General features: G+C 42.2%; 22 protein-coding genes. 10 read left to right on the forward strand and 12 right to left on the reverse strand.

Translation table 11 applies throughout. The features are described from left to right. The first annotated feature begins 67 nt into the window (after positions 1 to 67). Positions 68 to 403, forward strand: a complete 336-nt coding sequence (locus tag ONT08_RS00260; RefSeq protein ID WP_147381978.1) for a hypothetical protein — start codon at positions 68 to 70, stop codon at positions 401 to 403. A 130-nt stretch (positions 404 to 533) separates the two neighbouring features. Here ONT08_RS00260 and ONT08_RS00265 read toward each other — a convergent pair whose 3' ends face one another. The 8 genes from ONT08_RS00265 to ONT08_RS00300 form a co-directional block, all read right to left on the reverse strand. Then, positions 534 to 1,076 carry a hypothetical protein gene (locus ONT08_RS00265; protein ID WP_118313379.1) on the reverse strand — a complete coding sequence of 181 codons (543 nt, stop codon included), beginning with the start codon at positions 1,074 to 1,076 and terminating at the stop codon, positions 534 to 536. Between the two features lie 11 nt (positions 1,077 to 1,087). Continuing rightward, positions 1,088 to 1,399 (reverse strand): hypothetical protein, encoded by a 312-nt coding sequence (locus ONT08_RS00270; RefSeq protein ID WP_264958682.1) that lies wholly within the window; start codon positions 1,397 to 1,399, stop codon positions 1,088 to 1,090. Positions 1,400 to 1,556: 157 nt separating this feature from the next. After that, positions 1,557 to 1,793 (reverse strand): hypothetical protein, encoded by a 237-nt coding sequence (locus tag ONT08_RS00275; RefSeq protein ID WP_118313377.1) that lies wholly within the window; start codon positions 1,791 to 1,793, stop codon positions 1,557 to 1,559. Between the two features lie 1,295 nt (positions 1,794 to 3,088). Further along, on the reverse strand, positions 3,089 to 3,727 hold the full coding sequence (locus ONT08_RS00280; RefSeq protein ID WP_119250027.1) for a hypothetical protein: 639 nt from the start codon (positions 3,725 to 3,727) through the stop codon (positions 3,089 to 3,091). A gap of 76 nt (positions 3,728 to 3,803) precedes the next feature. Further along, the gene (locus tag ONT08_RS00285) at positions 3,804 to 4,052 is read right to left on the reverse strand and encodes a hypothetical protein (RefSeq protein WP_119250026.1); all 249 of its coding nucleotides are present in this window, start codon (positions 4,050 to 4,052) and stop codon (positions 3,804 to 3,806) included. 11 nt (positions 4,053 to 4,063) lie between these two features. Then, positions 4,064 to 4,396 carry a hypothetical protein gene (locus ONT08_RS00290; protein ID WP_119250025.1) on the reverse strand — a complete coding sequence of 111 codons (333 nt, stop codon included), beginning with the start codon at positions 4,394 to 4,396 and terminating at the stop codon, positions 4,064 to 4,066. Then, positions 4,393 to 4,620: a hypothetical protein gene (locus tag ONT08_RS00295; RefSeq protein WP_119250024.1), complete on the reverse strand. Its 228-nt coding sequence runs from the start codon at positions 4,618 to 4,620 to the stop codon at positions 4,393 to 4,395. Before ONT08_RS00295 ends, ONT08_RS00290 begins: the two co-directional genes overlap by 4 nt. Positions 4,621 to 4,685: 65 nt before the next feature. Beyond that, positions 4,686 to 5,027: a hypothetical protein gene (locus ONT08_RS00300; protein ID WP_118313567.1), complete on the reverse strand. Its 342-nt coding sequence runs from the start codon at positions 5,025 to 5,027 to the stop codon at positions 4,686 to 4,688. A 609-nt stretch (positions 5,028 to 5,636) separates the two neighbouring features. Here ONT08_RS00300 and ONT08_RS00305 point away from each other — a divergent pair. The 9 genes from ONT08_RS00305 to ONT08_RS00345 all read left to right on the forward strand — a co-directional run bounded on the left by ONT08_RS00305 (position 5,637) and on the right by ONT08_RS00345 (position 12,827). After that, positions 5,637 to 6,299, forward strand: coding sequence for a DUF3575 domain-containing protein (locus ONT08_RS00305; protein WP_264958683.1), 663 nt, complete (start codon positions 5,637 to 5,639; stop codon positions 6,297 to 6,299). Continuing rightward, a complete protein-coding gene (locus ONT08_RS00310) occupies positions 6,296 to 7,300 on the forward strand; it encodes a DUF5119 domain-containing protein (protein WP_264958684.1) in 1,005 nt (334 codons plus the stop codon). The genes ONT08_RS00305 and ONT08_RS00310 overlap by 4 nt, the downstream gene beginning before the upstream one ends. Before the next feature lie 47 nt (positions 7,301 to 7,347). Next, positions 7,348 to 9,411, forward strand: a complete 2,064-nt coding sequence (locus ONT08_RS00315) for a fimbrillin family protein (RefSeq protein ID WP_264958685.1) — start codon at positions 7,348 to 7,350, stop codon at positions 9,409 to 9,411. A gap of 130 nt (positions 9,412 to 9,541) precedes the next feature. Further along, positions 9,542 to 10,027, forward strand: coding sequence for a hypothetical protein (locus ONT08_RS00320; RefSeq protein ID WP_118255850.1), 486 nt, complete (start codon positions 9,542 to 9,544; stop codon positions 10,025 to 10,027). Further along, complete coding sequence (locus ONT08_RS00325) at positions 10,014 to 10,406, forward strand: four helix bundle protein (protein ID WP_118255849.1); 393 nt, start codon at positions 10,014 to 10,016, stop codon at positions 10,404 to 10,406. The genes ONT08_RS00320 and ONT08_RS00325 overlap by 14 nt, the downstream gene beginning before the upstream one ends. A 230-nt stretch (positions 10,407 to 10,636) precedes the next feature. Next, on the forward strand, positions 10,637 to 10,903 hold the full coding sequence (locus ONT08_RS00330) for a hypothetical protein (protein ID WP_153083156.1): 267 nt from the start codon (positions 10,637 to 10,639) through the stop codon (positions 10,901 to 10,903). Further along, entirely contained in the window at positions 10,872 to 11,582 is a 711-nt protein-coding gene (locus ONT08_RS00335; protein ID WP_264958686.1) for a hypothetical protein, read from the forward strand. Before ONT08_RS00330 ends, ONT08_RS00335 begins: the two co-directional genes overlap by 32 nt. 14 nt (positions 11,583 to 11,596) lie before the next feature. Further along, positions 11,597 to 12,451: a DUF5106 domain-containing protein gene (locus ONT08_RS00340; RefSeq protein ID WP_119230051.1), complete on the forward strand. Its 855-nt coding sequence runs from the start codon at positions 11,597 to 11,599 to the stop codon at positions 12,449 to 12,451. 166 nt (positions 12,452 to 12,617) lie between these two features. Next, on the forward strand, positions 12,618 to 12,827 hold the full coding sequence (locus ONT08_RS00345; RefSeq protein ID WP_264958688.1) for a hypothetical protein: 210 nt from the start codon (positions 12,618 to 12,620) through the stop codon (positions 12,825 to 12,827). Between the two features lie 47 nt (positions 12,828 to 12,874). Here ONT08_RS00345 and ONT08_RS00350 read toward each other — a convergent pair whose 3' ends face one another. The 4 genes from ONT08_RS00350 to ONT08_RS00365 all read right to left on the reverse strand — a co-directional run bounded on the left by ONT08_RS00350 (position 12,875) and on the right by ONT08_RS00365 (position 14,614). Beyond that, entirely contained in the window at positions 12,875 to 13,189 is a 315-nt protein-coding gene (locus ONT08_RS00350; protein WP_118255885.1) for a helix-turn-helix domain-containing protein, read from the reverse strand. Between the two features lie 2 nt (positions 13,190 to 13,191). Beyond that, positions 13,192 to 13,521 (reverse strand): type II toxin-antitoxin system RelE/ParE family toxin, encoded by a 330-nt coding sequence (locus ONT08_RS00355; protein WP_264958690.1) that lies wholly within the window; start codon positions 13,519 to 13,521, stop codon positions 13,192 to 13,194. Positions 13,522 to 13,650: 129 nt separating this feature from the next. Further along, entirely contained in the window at positions 13,651 to 13,995 is a 345-nt protein-coding gene (locus ONT08_RS00360) for a hypothetical protein (RefSeq protein ID WP_147487277.1), read from the reverse strand. 49 nt (positions 13,996 to 14,044) lie between these two features. Continuing rightward, on the reverse strand, positions 14,045 to 14,614 hold the full coding sequence (locus tag ONT08_RS00365; RefSeq protein ID WP_119230058.1) for a hypothetical protein: 570 nt from the start codon (positions 14,612 to 14,614) through the stop codon (positions 14,045 to 14,047). Positions 14,615 to 14,911 lie beyond the last annotated feature (297 nt).

Consider the following 14,911-nt stretch of genomic DNA (forward strand, 5'->3'; position numbering starts at 1 on the left):
AGGAATAGATTGTTATAACAATATCCCAGAGTGCTATCCCCACAGAGCATTCTTCATAGAATGCGAAATGTCCATAATTCCTCGAAAAGGAGAATTCATCATGCTCTCCGACTACGAAGACATGATATTCAAGCAGCTTTACTGCCAACTATCCAATTCCGACAGTGACCTGCACTTACTATTGGAAGAGATTCGAAAAGAAGACGACAGGACACCATCCTACCTAAGGAACGTAAAGGAGCTAGAAGACAAGTCTCTCCTGCATATGGTGGTGTATGGCGACGAGCATGAAGAAATTTTCAACGAAGGATTGACGGATTATCGCTGGCTTGTGGAAGAAGTAACCTATAAGATAGGATATTCTGGTGAGACAGTGTTTGTTACCATATCTCACACATATTAATAACAAAATAGTCTCTGTTTTTAGTGTAAACACTCCAAAAGCAGAGACTATTTCGCTTTTCTGCCTCTTTCCTCATTTTTCTCATTCTGGCAATCACCATTTCATTGTATTAAATATCATTCTTTTCCATTTACTTGTCTTCCAAAGATTTTAAATAAGACACATTTTCCAAGCCATCAACCATCTGCAAAGTCTTCCAAGCATTGCGGCGTTCCTCCGATGAAAGCTCTTTGTCTGTTCCGTCATCATTACCAACATAGATATTATGTTTCAACAAATATGCCAGAAGCAATCTTTTCCTTGTGGCTTTCAGTTCCTTCTTGAAGTTTTCCTTGTGAAAATCGAAGTAAGTAAACAACTCGGCATATTGTGAAGGAGTAAGTTCCAAGGATATATGGCTATTCTTCTCCTTATACCAAATCTCACCGTCGCCCAAGATTTTCTCACTGCACATAAAGAACAGCTCCTTCAGCAAGTGGTCACATCCAACATTGAAGACATATTCTTTCTTTTGTTCGCTCTCATTCAAGATGTCCTCCAAATTAACACCCAGGGTAGAGCAAAGCCTAACCATTGCCTTTCGAGCATTAATGGCTTCTCCCTCTTCCCCTCTCAAAGCGAGTTCGTTCAGTTTCAGAATTTTCTGTTTAAAACTCTCATACTTTTCTTCCATATCATCAAATTTTAAAAATTATATTCCATTCTCAGAGCCTTGTCGAAATCACATGAGTTGACGAGTCTCACCATCCCCTTTTTCTTGGCATAGCTGTAGTTGCCAACAATTCCATGCTTGTTCAGTATCAATTCCACTACCCGAACATCCTCGTTGTTAAGTTCATTGAGCAGACACCCCATCAGAACAAAGTTCCTAGCCTGTGCTTTAGTGATAGGAAAGACTTTACCCTGAAGCATTTGTTTCTTATAGGGCTTTCCATCAGGAACAACATTGGCACTATGGTTCATACAACCCATTCGTTGCCAAGAAATCTCATTCATTCTCATATCATCTATATTTTTAAAGTTACAAAGATAAGTGATGGAACTTAAAATGACTGCTATAAAATGAAATATCTTTCATTTTTAACATATACCACCACCTTTGCCTAACATAAGAAGAAGCACAGGAGAGGTTATTCTCCTCTCCCGAAAGACTCTATGAAGCCTCGTTGATGTCGTAGATAAAGAAGTCGTTCTTAGCGAAGACCCCAATCATTCCCACACCAGCTACCACTGCTCCAGCTATTATCAGCCAGATGGCCAATCCCTCATCAAGGAAGCGCATGTTACCACCCATGAAAGCAAAAGCCATCATTGCCACTCCAAACATTGAGAAGAAAAACAAAGCGTTTTCCACACTCATCTTCTTGAGAAACTTAATAATCTGTTTCATTGTCAATCTCATTTTAACGGTTCAACTTTAAAAATTATACTTTGGATTTCCGGAACCTTCTAGCCTTTTACAGTTATTTGTTTCGTTCGATCCGATATTTTTTTTATCATACCTCGGCGTGTCCTTCGCCTCCTGTAGCCTTTTTACGTGCAGAAAGAATGGCAGCCCAGAGGAGTCAGAACGCCAAGGAATTTGGTAGAAACTTTTCAGGAATGCCCAAATAAGAATTATTTGCGGAAGGCTTCCAGGAAAGTTTTAGCCAAATAAGGAGTCCTCTCCTGGTACTTGGCATCTGACAGGGCTGCCATAACTTTGCACAGGAAAAAGCAAGGGAGGCAGAGGTCACACTACCGCTTCAATAAAAAAGTGAGGTCGAACAATAGAAACAAATATGAAAACATAGATATAAGAAAAGTAGAAAAGAAAAATATAGATATAGCACTGTAGTTTTATAGGTAGGAATAATTATATTCTTATATGACTATATACTTATATAAATATATAAAGAAATAAGAAAATAAGGAAATATAGAAACAGAAAAATAAGATTCCGAAACTTCGGCTATAGATATAGGAGCGTAGAGGATGGCACACTTGTGAGGAGAATGGCATGTCCATGTGGCTTGGAGAGAGGGGTAGCCTGGCTTTCAAAATAGGTGGAGATGGGAAGGAAGTCCATCTTCGCCAAAAACGGAAGCAAGCCTACCCTGAAAGAAAAGTCCTCCTCGCATGTATGCCATCCGCCAAGGGGTGTGGTGGCCAAAGCCCCACATGAAGGTTCGACCTATCTCCCTTGCTGCTCTATGGCTTCATAGTGCAGTTTCTCCAGACTTTCAGGAGAACTCAGTGAAGCCGAGGATGGATGAAAGTCAGGAGAAAGGGAATAAAGCGAAGCCATAGACATAAGAAAAGCGCAAATGTTCCAAACAGCTACTATTTGGAACATTTACCAAGACACCCATCGGCGATACCGCTTTACAGGCGAAGCTGAACGGTTCGCCTGTTGGCTGCGACTGAAGAGGGAGCAGCCGAAAAATTAAGAGGCAGCAATGCAACTTGCCACCTCTATAAACACTTAAAGTTCTTTCAACCATTTCTTACCAGCTCTTGTATTGCTCCACAGCAATATGCCAACAGCAATAATAGCCAATTCTGTCATTGTAAACGCTAATGATTTCTGGATTTACCTTACAAACTATCAATCCATTTTTTCCCCATTTTGGTGTTTACCCAAAAAGCAAGCCCTGCTGCTATTATTGCAACGCCTGTCATAAAAATCAACAATGAATCCATACTTTATCTTATTATATTAGGATGTTCCTCCAAATACATGTCACGCAAAGGAAGACTCAGTACCGAGCAAGCTTCATCCATCGTTACCTCATGAGGTTTGCCATCAGGCAAAGTGATGGTTGGGTAGTTATAGAGAAAACTCTTTATCTCAATAAAGGCGTCATTGTTCACATTCATGAGACAAGCCAAGTAGCACAAACCTTCAACATCATAGGCGGTCTTTGGTTTCTCCTTGTCTACATAAGCAAACAACAAATCCTTGTTCTTTTTCAAAAACTCTTTTCCGTGCATATCATCAAATATCTTCTGCCCTGTTTCATTCAAAGCTCTAGGCGAATGTTTCCCAGAAAAGACCACCTCAAATTCCTTGAACTTTGCCATAAGCAAAGTCTTTATTGAAGTCATGTCTTGCTTCAGGTCATCCACATCTAAACGAAGAGCGCCAACATTTTTAGATATAGCATCCATTTTTGAGTCGTGGATTGTAACCAGCTTTTTAATATCATACATGTCACTAGAGACCTCATCCAACTTCTTGTCATGAACATTAACACGTTGGATAAAACGCCCAAACCAAACAAGCATTGATAACAATGTTACCAATCCGACTAAAATACTTATTATTGTTCCAATATTCTCCATATTTATTTTTTTCTATTTATTGTTATGTGCTTGCAAAGTTACGAAACTTTTTCGTAACTTGCAAGTTATTTCTTTGTTATTTTATAACACCAATCATTTTCTTTGCTTCGAGTACAAGATTGACACCTTCTTCCTCATTATCACCTAGGATTTGTGTAAACTCATCGCCATTAGCCCAATTCAGCGCTGCGACATATAGGAAGAAGGCTTCCTCCATGCTTAGCCCATCAGCAGGAACAGAAGCCAGCATTTCTCCCATAACTACTTCTGAGTCATGATAGGTAGCCTTCACCTCTTCCATTTTCTCTTTGACTTTTGTGTTCATTACTTTAACAACTAATCATTATAAATATAGAAATACTTTCCGTCACTACTTCCTCCGATGCTATAAGTCTTCGAGATGCCTGTACTTTGCAAGGTGTCCTCTTCCGTAAGGTAATCATCCATCAAAGCAAACAAGTCAAAGTCCGCTTCTTCTTTGCCAGCAACTCTTTGGATGCGCACAAATTCATCAGTCTGGTGAGAATAAAGAGCCAAATAGATGTTTTCGGAGAAGGCAAAGGAATACCACCAATCCCCATTGTCGCTTTCCGTGTTCACAAACACTTTCTTGGGAAGGGACTTCAAGAATTTCTCGAAGTCCTCTTGCATAACACTTTTCTTTTTCATACTTTCTGCTTTTTATATGAGTTTCTCAACATTGGCAACAACTTAGAGTAACCTATCAAGGAAGGAATTGACAATCCTTCTGGATGACGAAGCAGCACCTTCCAAAGATAAACGTTTGCTTCCCCAGGAATCGGGAACTTAGGCTCTTCCTTATCCATTCTCTCGTAAAGTTTGACACCATAATGACTGAGGAGATAGTTCATCTGTCTTTGCGTTGCAGCCATTTTAAATCTTGTTTCCATTCTGTAGCTTAGTTATGGAGAGGTGGTTAGTCTCTCCGTTACCTTTGTTAGTCAGTGATACGATAATAATAATCAAGTTCCTCCCCTTTCAAGTTGTTCTCGGCATACTCAGCAGCCATATCATACAACTGGTTGTAGAGTTTGGCAAGAAGGATGTTCTTCTTATACCATTGCCAAATCTTATGGTTCAACACCATCACCATTTCCGTAAGATAGGCATAGTTGCCTTTCCACTCAGTGAAAGCACGCTTGAACGTATCATTTACAGCCTCATTGCCGAACTTATCAGCGATGGAGAAATCCTCCCAAAAAGTAGTGATTGGTTTGTAACCAAGCTCACTCTCAACGTTCCACTTAGGAACACTCACTCTTAATGCAAGTCCTGTCATAATCATTCTATTTTATTGGTTCAACATAAATGAATTTATACTTCGGATTTCTGGAATCCTCTAGCCTTTACAGCTTTTCGTTCCGTTCGATCCGATATTTTTTTATCATACCCCGGCGTGTCCGTCGTCCCCTGTAGCCTTTTTACGTGCAGAAAGGATGGCAGCCCAGTGAAGTCAGAACGCCAAGGAATTTGGTAGAAACTTTTCAGGAATACCCAAATATGCAATATTTGCGGAAGGCTTCCAGAAAAGTTTTAGCCAAATAAGGAGTCCTCTCCTGGTACTTGGCATCTGACAGGGCCGCCATAACTTTGCACAGGAAAAAGCAAGGGAGGCAGATGGCACGCTACCGCTTCAATAAAAAAGATGAGGTCGAACAAAAGGGACGAAAATGAAAAATTAGATACAAGAAAAATACAAGCTAGCTATAACTTATTGATTATCAGCAAAGAGAAAGAGAGTTATTAGAAAAAGAATATGTTAAATAAAAAGGTATATCGTGATTTTCGCGCCTATATTGCAAAAAAGCAGTTCCTTTGTACCCGAATTTTGAAATCATAGGTAGAATCCCATTAAAGAAGGAGTCTCCTTAAAATAAAGAAACGTAAAATGAGAAAAATACTATTCCTCCTCTTGTTGGCATTTCCATGCACAAGCAGGATTGCGGCGCAAGACATCCATTTCATAGGAAAGCGAAGTGTGGACACATGCCATGCAAAAGCAAATTGTAAGAATCCCATCCTTTGGAAATTGAAGACCAATCTATTGTATGACGCATTTGTGGTTCCCAATATTTCAGCAGAAATGCATTTGGGAAAGAACTGGTCGGCAGGGCTAGGCTATTGGTACACCTGGTGGAAGAGCAATCCGTGCCATAGATACTGGAGAAGTTATGGAGGAGAAATAGATATAAGAAAGTATTTTGGAAGCCAAGCATTAAAAAGCCACCTCACAGGCCATCATCTTGGAGCGGTGAGTCAGATGGGAATGTATGATGTGGAGTACGGCAAGCGAGGCAACATGTCGGATTTCTCCTATACGATAGGAGCAGAATACGGCTACACATTCCCCATCAGTCCAAGGGTTAGCTTGGACTTAGCCATGGCCTTAGGCTATTTTGGAGGAACATACAAGGTGTATGACCCGATAGATACCCACTATGTATGGCAAGAGAACAGGAACAGGAGATATTTCGGTCCTGTGAAAGCAGACATCACCCTAGCATTCCAGATAGGCAAGAACTATAGAACGGAGAAAGGAGGCATGAAATGACGAATATCAATCCTTCCAAAATCATCTTGAAAGTAAGGACGGCGATGTGGTACCTCTTCTTCCAGACCATAGGAATCTGGCTACTCAGCAGTTGCGAGCAGAAAGATCTATGTTATGACCACAACCATGCCTCCAACGTAAAAGTCACTTTCGATTGGGAGCAATACCCAAATGCCAACCCAGCATCCATGTGCTTTTACCTTTTCCCAAGGGAAGAAGGCGAAAGGACTCTCAAAAGGGAATTCATCGGAAAAAACGGCGGCATAGCCCAAGCCCTAGTTGGCGTAAGTTACACGGCATTGGGATTCAATTCCGATGCTAGAAACACAAGTTTTCGCTATAATATCAGCACAAACAGCATTGAGGCAAGCTCCAAGGATGCCGGGACTATAGATAGAATCGGAATATCAGCCAGTCTTTTGCCAAGAGCAAAGGGAACCGAGGGAGAAAGAATGTCGATGGAAGCCGACAGCATCTATTCCAGTGCTTCTGAGAAAGGCATTCTTATATCACTGGAAGAGAACGACCGAGGCGACACATGTAAGATAACGCTTAGTCCAGAGCGAAGATTTTGCACCTATAGGTTGAAGATAATGAACATCGATAACCAGCAAAACCTCTCATCCTCCATTGCCGGTTCCATCTCAGACCTTGCTGGAGGCATCAACCTTTCCACTGGAGAAAAGACAGCGGCAAAGGTCACCATTCCATTTGCGGTTGGCACAACAAACGAAAGCACTTTGGAAGGACAGCTTCGATGCTATGGGAACAGCCCATCAGAGGATGCCGCCAACTATTTGGTTATATATACCGTGTTGAAGGATGGCACAAAGTGGTGCTACATCTATGATGTTACCAAGCAAATCAAGGAAGCCCCCAACCCTTATGAGGTAGAAATCGTTCTGGACAAACTCCCTGTGCCAACCAAGATAGGCGGCAATAGCGGTTTTACCCCAGGCGTTAGCGACTGGAACATCATAGAGATACCAATCGTTATGTAATATTCATAAACAAGATATAAGTATTATTCATTCAAAAATTTAAATTTATGTTCAAAAAAAGTATCTTTTGCGTAACCTTAGCCTCTTTGGTATTGGCTACATCGTGCTCACAGGATGACTTGCAGACAGCCAAGTTCTCCCAAAACCCGATTAATCCTAACGTTGGATTAGTCGGTCAGCCTATTTCTACTTTTGCGGCAGCAAAAGGTAAAGCAGTAAAATCTCGTGCAGTAGAGACCACCATCACCAACCTCGGTTCGTTCACCATGAACGCATTCCAAGATGGTGAGACCAACTACATGAAAGATGTGAAATACACCTCTACCGATGGTAGCGTATGGAACACCGACGTTGGTACATTCTACTGGCCAGTGGAGGGCAACTTACACTTCTATGCGTATGCACCAGAGCAGCCAGGACAGGCAGGAACCTTCAAGTTGGACAAAGATGCCCAGACACTCACCGACTTCGTTCCAAACACCGCAGCTGCCGACCAGAAGGATTTCGTGTATGCAAAATCAACAGGCAACAACAAAGCCAATGGAACGACAGGTATAGATATTGATTTCCAGCACGCATTATCCGAGGTGACCATTGCAGCAAAGAACGAGAACACTGCCTACACCGTAGATGTAACAGGTGTGAAGATTGGCAATGTCATCAAGAAGGGTACTTTCACATTCCCTTCCACCTCAGACGCAGCAGCCTCTTGGACACTTTCGAGTGATGTTTCCGACGTCACAGACTACACAACAACTTGGACAACCCCGGTGACACTTGGAAGCGATGTCTCAACATTGGATGCGACCAATGTACCATTTATGATTCTTCCACAGCAGTTGTCAAAGGCGGCAAAGGCCTCCGATAAGGCATATATCGCCGTAAAGGTAAAGATTACCTTGCAGGGCGGTTATATTCTGAAGGATGACTGGGTGTATGTAGGTATTGATACCAACTGGGAGATGGGCAATCGTTACGCCTACACCCTCGACTTCACTTCTGGTGCAGGTCAGGACGAGGACGGAAAACCAGTAATTTCCGGAACAGCCATCAACCTCAATGTCGATGTCACCCCATGGGATGAGGTTGCAGAAGACCTAGATCCTTCAGGTGTTGTCCCTACTCGTCCCAGTGTAGCCAACTCACTAATTATCGACCCAACGTCAACAAAGGCCTATGGCATTAACATTGCCGACAAGATTAATGCTTTCTGGTCTTCAGCAGTAGGTGACCAGACTACCCCTATCGTGGCAGGAACAGAATGGACTGCCGAGGTTATCTGGCAGGACATCCCTTCACGTGCCATCAATTTTTGCAGCAAATCAGGTGTTGTTAAGAGTGGTGACACTTTCGAAGGAAAAGGAACTACTCCACTTTACGTAAAGGCTGCTGCCAACGTAAAAGGCAACGTTGTTGTAGGTATCAAGAAGAAGGGCGAGAGCGATTACCTCTGGAGTTGGCACTTGTGGCTTACCGACGAGCCACAGCTTGTAGCAGGTTTCATGGACAGAAACCTTGGTGCAGAGTCTGCGACTGCAACCGATGGTGCGAAAACACGTGGTTTGTACTATCAGTTCGGAAGAAAAGACCCATTCGTCGGCTCAACAGAGATTTATGACATCAATGGTACATCAAAAAGTACTGGAGCTACCATTGCTACAGGTAAGGTGACATTTGCCAAAGCTGTACAAACTCCTGCAACATTCTATACCTATGGTAGTGGTAACAACGATTGGGCTTCGCCTAACAACTACACATCAAAGAACTGGAACGACATTTCAGAGAGTGACGGCAAGACTTTCTTTGACCCATGCCCAGAGGGATGGAGATTGCCAACCAAGGCTGAATATAGCAACTTCTCAACCACGACATTCACTTGGGATGCAACAAATTCTGGTCGTACCTATAACGGCAATTGGTTCCCTGCTGCTGGTTATCGCGACGGCGGCGACGGTAGCATGGGCGCCGTGGGCAGCAACGGCTACTGTTTGAGTGCATCGCCGGTCAGCAAGAGTGACGGTTTCAACTTGTACTTCAGCAGTGGCAGCGTGAGTCCTGCGAACTACGGCAGTCGAGCGTCCGGTTTCTCCGTGCGCTGTGTCCAAGAATAAGGAGGAACTTGTTTCCGACCTTTGATTGATTTGATTTATTTGATTCATTTAGGATGGGCATTAAAAGCCCATCCTTTCAATGCCGCCTGTGGCGGCCGATTTTCAAAAATATAAAATTACAGTTCAAATTATGACAAAACAGGAAATATTAGAACGTGAGGATGCGCAATCCACTACCATCCATCTATATAAGGAAGGCATCTTTTGGAAAGCGTATGAATATTCCGCCTATAGGTTCGTCTTCGGCATCCTGAAATGCAAGCCCAAGAAACAGCGTTTCAAGGAAACATCTACCGAGATGATACATATAGGATTCCCTTTGACTTCTCTCGACACCCATCAAGATTCGTTCCGTCTCATCTCAAAGGACGAGAACACTTGCACCATTGAGCCAGTGGACTTTCTGCCTCAAATGACTTTTGAGGAGTGGAAAAATTCCATCGAGACAACTGTTAGCAACAACAAAGGTGCAAACCTGATGCTACCCAAGGGAACAAGTCCAACTGATGAGTATATCATCAACAAAGTTCGCAGCTTCAATATTGAGAGCAAGACACCCATGGACTGCATGATGTTCCTGGTTGACTTAAAGAAGAAAATCAATGGCGAAGTATGACGAGCTTCCTGTGTTCAAGGCCACTTACGACCTTCTCTTGCGTATCTACATGGTCAGCCAACATTGGAGCAGAGACATTAGATATACGCTAGGCGAGGAATTGAAGAAAGAAGTGATAGAAATCCTTCAGCTTATCTATCAAGCCAATGCCTCGAAGAAGAAAGTAGCCTTTCTCTCCTCCTGTAGAGTGAAGCTGATAAAAGTAAGACTGCAGATTCGAGTCGCCAAAGACTTGAAACAGCTCCACCTCAATCAATATGGACTTCTTGCAGAAATGCAGGAGAACATATCCAAGCAGCTCTCAGGTTGGGAAAAGTCAGAACGTAGAAAGGAAAAAGAGAGTAAGAAGGAAGACAACAACAGTAACAATAAACAATAGTCATAACAAAAACTGTAAATGAAGGACATGGAGAAAGCTCCAAGCATCAACCAGAGTCTCGGATGGCAACCTCACAGTGCCATCGAGAGCGTGTTATGTAAATTCAGTAACCCTCCTATGGCGTAAATGATGCGCCACTAGCGAAAGAGAAAAGCCAAAGGGCGTAGTCATAGGGTATGACGGATGAGAAGTCCAATCTTCATGTTGGCTTGCTACCGTAGCATTCCATCGTGAATTTAACGAGTGGTTACATCAACCCTGCTGCTGGTTATCGCAACAGCGACGACGGTAGCATGAGCAACGTGGGCAGCAACGGCAACTATTGGAGTGCATCGCCGAACAGCGAGAATAACGGTTACAACTTGAACTTCAACAGTGGCAACGTGAATCCTGCGAACAACAACAATCGAGCAAACGGTTTCTCCGTGCGCTGTGTCCAAGCATTTACAAATGCAGAGAGAATCCATGTCCTCTTTATCTTATGCAGAGCAACTTAGGAATGACCTCTTCCGAGCATACGAGGATGCGAGGAAGAATAAAAGGAACACCATCGCCCAACTGGAGTTTGAAAAAGATGCGGAGCACAATTTCATAGAACTGTACCACGAGCTGCTTGACGGTAGCTATGTGCCAGGAAAATCCATCTGTTTCCTCACCCATTTCCCTGTACTGAGAGAAGTCTTCGCCTCACAGTTCCGAGACAGGGTAGTTCACCATCTGTTGTTCAACTATATCGCTCCAATCTTCGAGAAAACATTTATATATGACAGTTATTCCTGTAGAAAAGAGAAAGGAACACTGTTTGGTGTAGAGCGACTAGAACATCATATTCGTTCATGCACCAACAACTATACACATACAGCCTATATTCTCAAACTGGACATTCAAGGCTATTTCATGAGCATCAACAAGAAAATCATCTCGTTCTCAACAAGAGACGAGTTGACCATAGGACAGTTGGAGGCAATTCAAGCCTCACTCAACTCTTATCTCGGCTATCTTGGACATTACAAGAGCTATAAGATAATACACAAGAGCCTCACAGGTTCCGCAGTATTCAAGCACCTCTATTTCGCAAGTGGTTACAAAAAGTCCATCCCATATAAGCGATACACCAACAAGAGAAGAGAAAGGTGCGAGATAGCCCATGACTTGAATAGAATATTAACAGCATAAATATAAAGACATATATGAAACAAATAGCATTTCTCATCATCAGCATTTTGATGCTTGGATGCAGCTCGAAACCTGTCACCAAGCCAAATCCTGCGGCAAGTTTCGTTTCCTTTTGGGAGGGCTTCGACTTTTCCAACAAGGCAATGACAAACAATCCTGGAGTAACAGAAGCCAAGTTCAAGGATTTCTGTGGCGACCTCATATTTTCCAGCAAGACAGAGAGAAAACAGCAGATAGACACATTGCTGTCACGTTCCAAGCAAGGGAGCAAGGAAATGTTTCTCGGTTTCATGGAATTGGCAGAGAAACATCTTGCCGACCCAAATTCACCGCTGAGGAACGAAGAATGTTACATTCCCTTCTTGGAGTATGCGATAAAAGAAGGGAAAATTGACGAAGCCTACAAGGAACGTTACAGTTTCCAACTACGTAACGCCCTGAAGAACAGAGTTGGCACAATAGCCAACGATTTCAAATATATAACAAGAGAAGGAACAACAGGCACATTAAAGAGCATAAAAGCCAACTACACGCTCATTTATTTCAACAATCCCGATTGTCACGATTGTAAACGAGTGTATAACATCCTAGCAGGAGATAGCCCCACCCTCGCCCACCTGGTGGCTAGAGGAGAACTAGCAATCCTTGCCCTTTATCCAGATGAGTCTCTAACCTCTTGGAACAAGAACAAGGGAATATACCCTTATAACTGGATAGTGGCAAGATATGCAAGGGACATCGACCGAGAAAGGTATAACATTCCAGCCATTCCTAGTACCTATCTCTTGGACAAAAACAAGAAAGTTATATATAAGGATGCCATTATCGAGGCTGTAGAGAGCTATCTAAGACATAAATACAAGCTATAAGAAATTACATTCATATCAAGAAAAGAACAAAACAATAGTAAAAAATTAAACTTGAATTGGCTCATTCTTCTCTGTGAAGAGCGGAATGAGTCTTTAATTATACGATAAGCGAATTATCAGAAACCTACCATATAACAGGCATATGGAACATTAAAAATTAAATGACATGAATAAAAAGAAAACAAAAATAATCCATGTCCACTTCTTCTGTGGACACAAGAACTACTATTTTGGGAGTGTGACCGCCATCTTCAAGATGTTCACATCCAAGGAAATAGGCTGCACGGAAGCCTATCTTCGTCATCAGCTCACGGAGGAAGGCAATCATTACATCAACGCCCAGGTCTTGATAATAAGGTCTGTGCTACATAGGTAAAAACGGATGGCTTCCACACACAAAGGTAGAAGCCATCCGTTTTTACCTTACCACAAGGCAACCTTTCCAATGCCAGGCATACTAAAATACGCAGAAATATTCATTGCCTTAAAAACTCTAGCCATTGTAGAGAATGAAAGATTTGCCCCCCTTTCCATCCGTGAGACTTGAGATTTTTTCACTCCAATCAAATTACCAAGTTGTTCTTGGGTCAAGTGTCTCTCTTCCCTTGCTTTCTTGATAGCTTCCCCCATCAAGAATGTTTTCAAATCAGCATCCAATTTGTCTCTTCTTGGTGTACCTTTCTTACCAATGACGCTATCCATCATTTCATCATGAGTATAAAGTTTCATCTGTTCCATACTTATTTATTATTAAAATATTCCTTTCTAATTTCTTCTGCCTTTAATATCTCTTTGAGAGGAGTTTTCTGTGTCTTTTTAACGATGCCGTGAGTGGCTACCACGAACGCCTCTTTATCCTTATCCCAAAATGCAAAAAGACGATATGCCTTCTTATTATACAGAGTTCGAAACTCCCAGATTTCTGAATTTTCAAGTTTCTTGAATAGCTCTTTATCTGTATAAAACCTACAATTAAAAGCTATTTTATCTTGAACCTTAGAATCAAGAGATTGCAAAAAGCTCATAGCTTCCTCTGTATAGAGAATTGTAAATTTTGGCTTTTCTTTCATGTGACATTATTTTTTTTGCAAAGTTAGGAAAAAGTTCTAATATCTGTAAACTTTTTCCTAACTTTCTTGTTATATACACGAAAATTTAACACTTAGTAACAGTAAAAATAGCTCTTCTCAAATTTTAGGTTACTTTTTCAATCTCAGCCAAACAGCCTCATAGACAGAATCAATAGTGGCAGAAATCACGTTATCGGAGATTTCGAGTTTTTGCCAATCCTCATCCACCTCTCCCACGGTGTTTCTCCCTTTGTATAGAAGAGCCTCCCCATCGAGTTTTATCTTGGTGACCTGAACCTCTTCCATCGTAGTGTCACCATAGAAATATCTTATGAGCCAAGCCGCTCCAAAGACATTTTCCTTGTGAAGGAGGTCTATTTCCTCCACCTCCGCCTCTTTCATCAAATCAACGATAGCCCTTTTGCAGTTATTATGCAAATGAAGTCTCTGTGCTGTAAAATCTATGTATTCCATATTTTGTTACGTTATGGAGAGGTGGTTAGCCTCTCCGTTACCTTAATTATTATGCCACAAGCTCATATTCGTGGAAGTAGATGTAATCATCCCCCTCGTAGTGGTCATCGTTCCACTTGTCTATTTCCTCCAAAGTGACGGTTTCCACCCCCATTCTTCGGGCTACATAGGAAAGTGCTTGTTCCTTCGTGTCGAAGTATTCCCACTCGTCAGCCCCATCCACGCAAGAGTCAACCAAGAAACGATAGTCGAAGAATCGTCCTTCCTTGTCGTTGGTGGCATAAACCTCCCCACCTTCCTCTTCCACGATGAAGTAAACCTTCATTCCCTCGAAATGTTTTTCAAGGATGTGTCGGAAGTCTGTAGCACCCCAAGCCTCCTCAGCCTCGATGCTTAGGACATCATCCTCCAGTTCACAAGTCTGGATGAATCCACGGAGATAATACCCTTTGGTGTTCTCTCCCAGTTCCAGAGCAACATTACCCTCCCAATCCTTGGAAGCGTTGTCTTCCATTACAGGACGCTTGCCGTCCATAAACTCGTTAATCAACTCATTCAGAGTTTTCAAGTCCTCTTGCTTACCCTCAATTCGGTAGCTTGTACTAGCCCAATTTGCCATAATCGTTCTATTTTATTGGTTCAACATAAATGAATTTATACTTCGGATTTCTGGAATCCTCTAGCCTTTACAGCTTTTCGTTCCGTTCGATCCGATATTTTTTTATCATACCCCGGCGTGTCCGTCGTCCCCTGTAGCCTTTTTACGTGCAGAAAGGATGGCAGCCCAGCGAAGTCAGAACGCCAAGGAATTTGGTAGAAACTTTTCTGGAATACCCAAATATGCAATATTTGCGGAAGGCTTCCAGAAAAGTTTTAGCCAAATAAGGAGTCCTCTCCTGGTACTTGGCATCTGGCA

The sequence above is a fragment of the Segatella copri genome (assembly GCF_026015465.1).
Classification (GTDB): domain Bacteria; phylum Bacteroidota; class Bacteroidia; order Bacteroidales; family Bacteroidaceae; genus Prevotella; species Prevotella copri_E.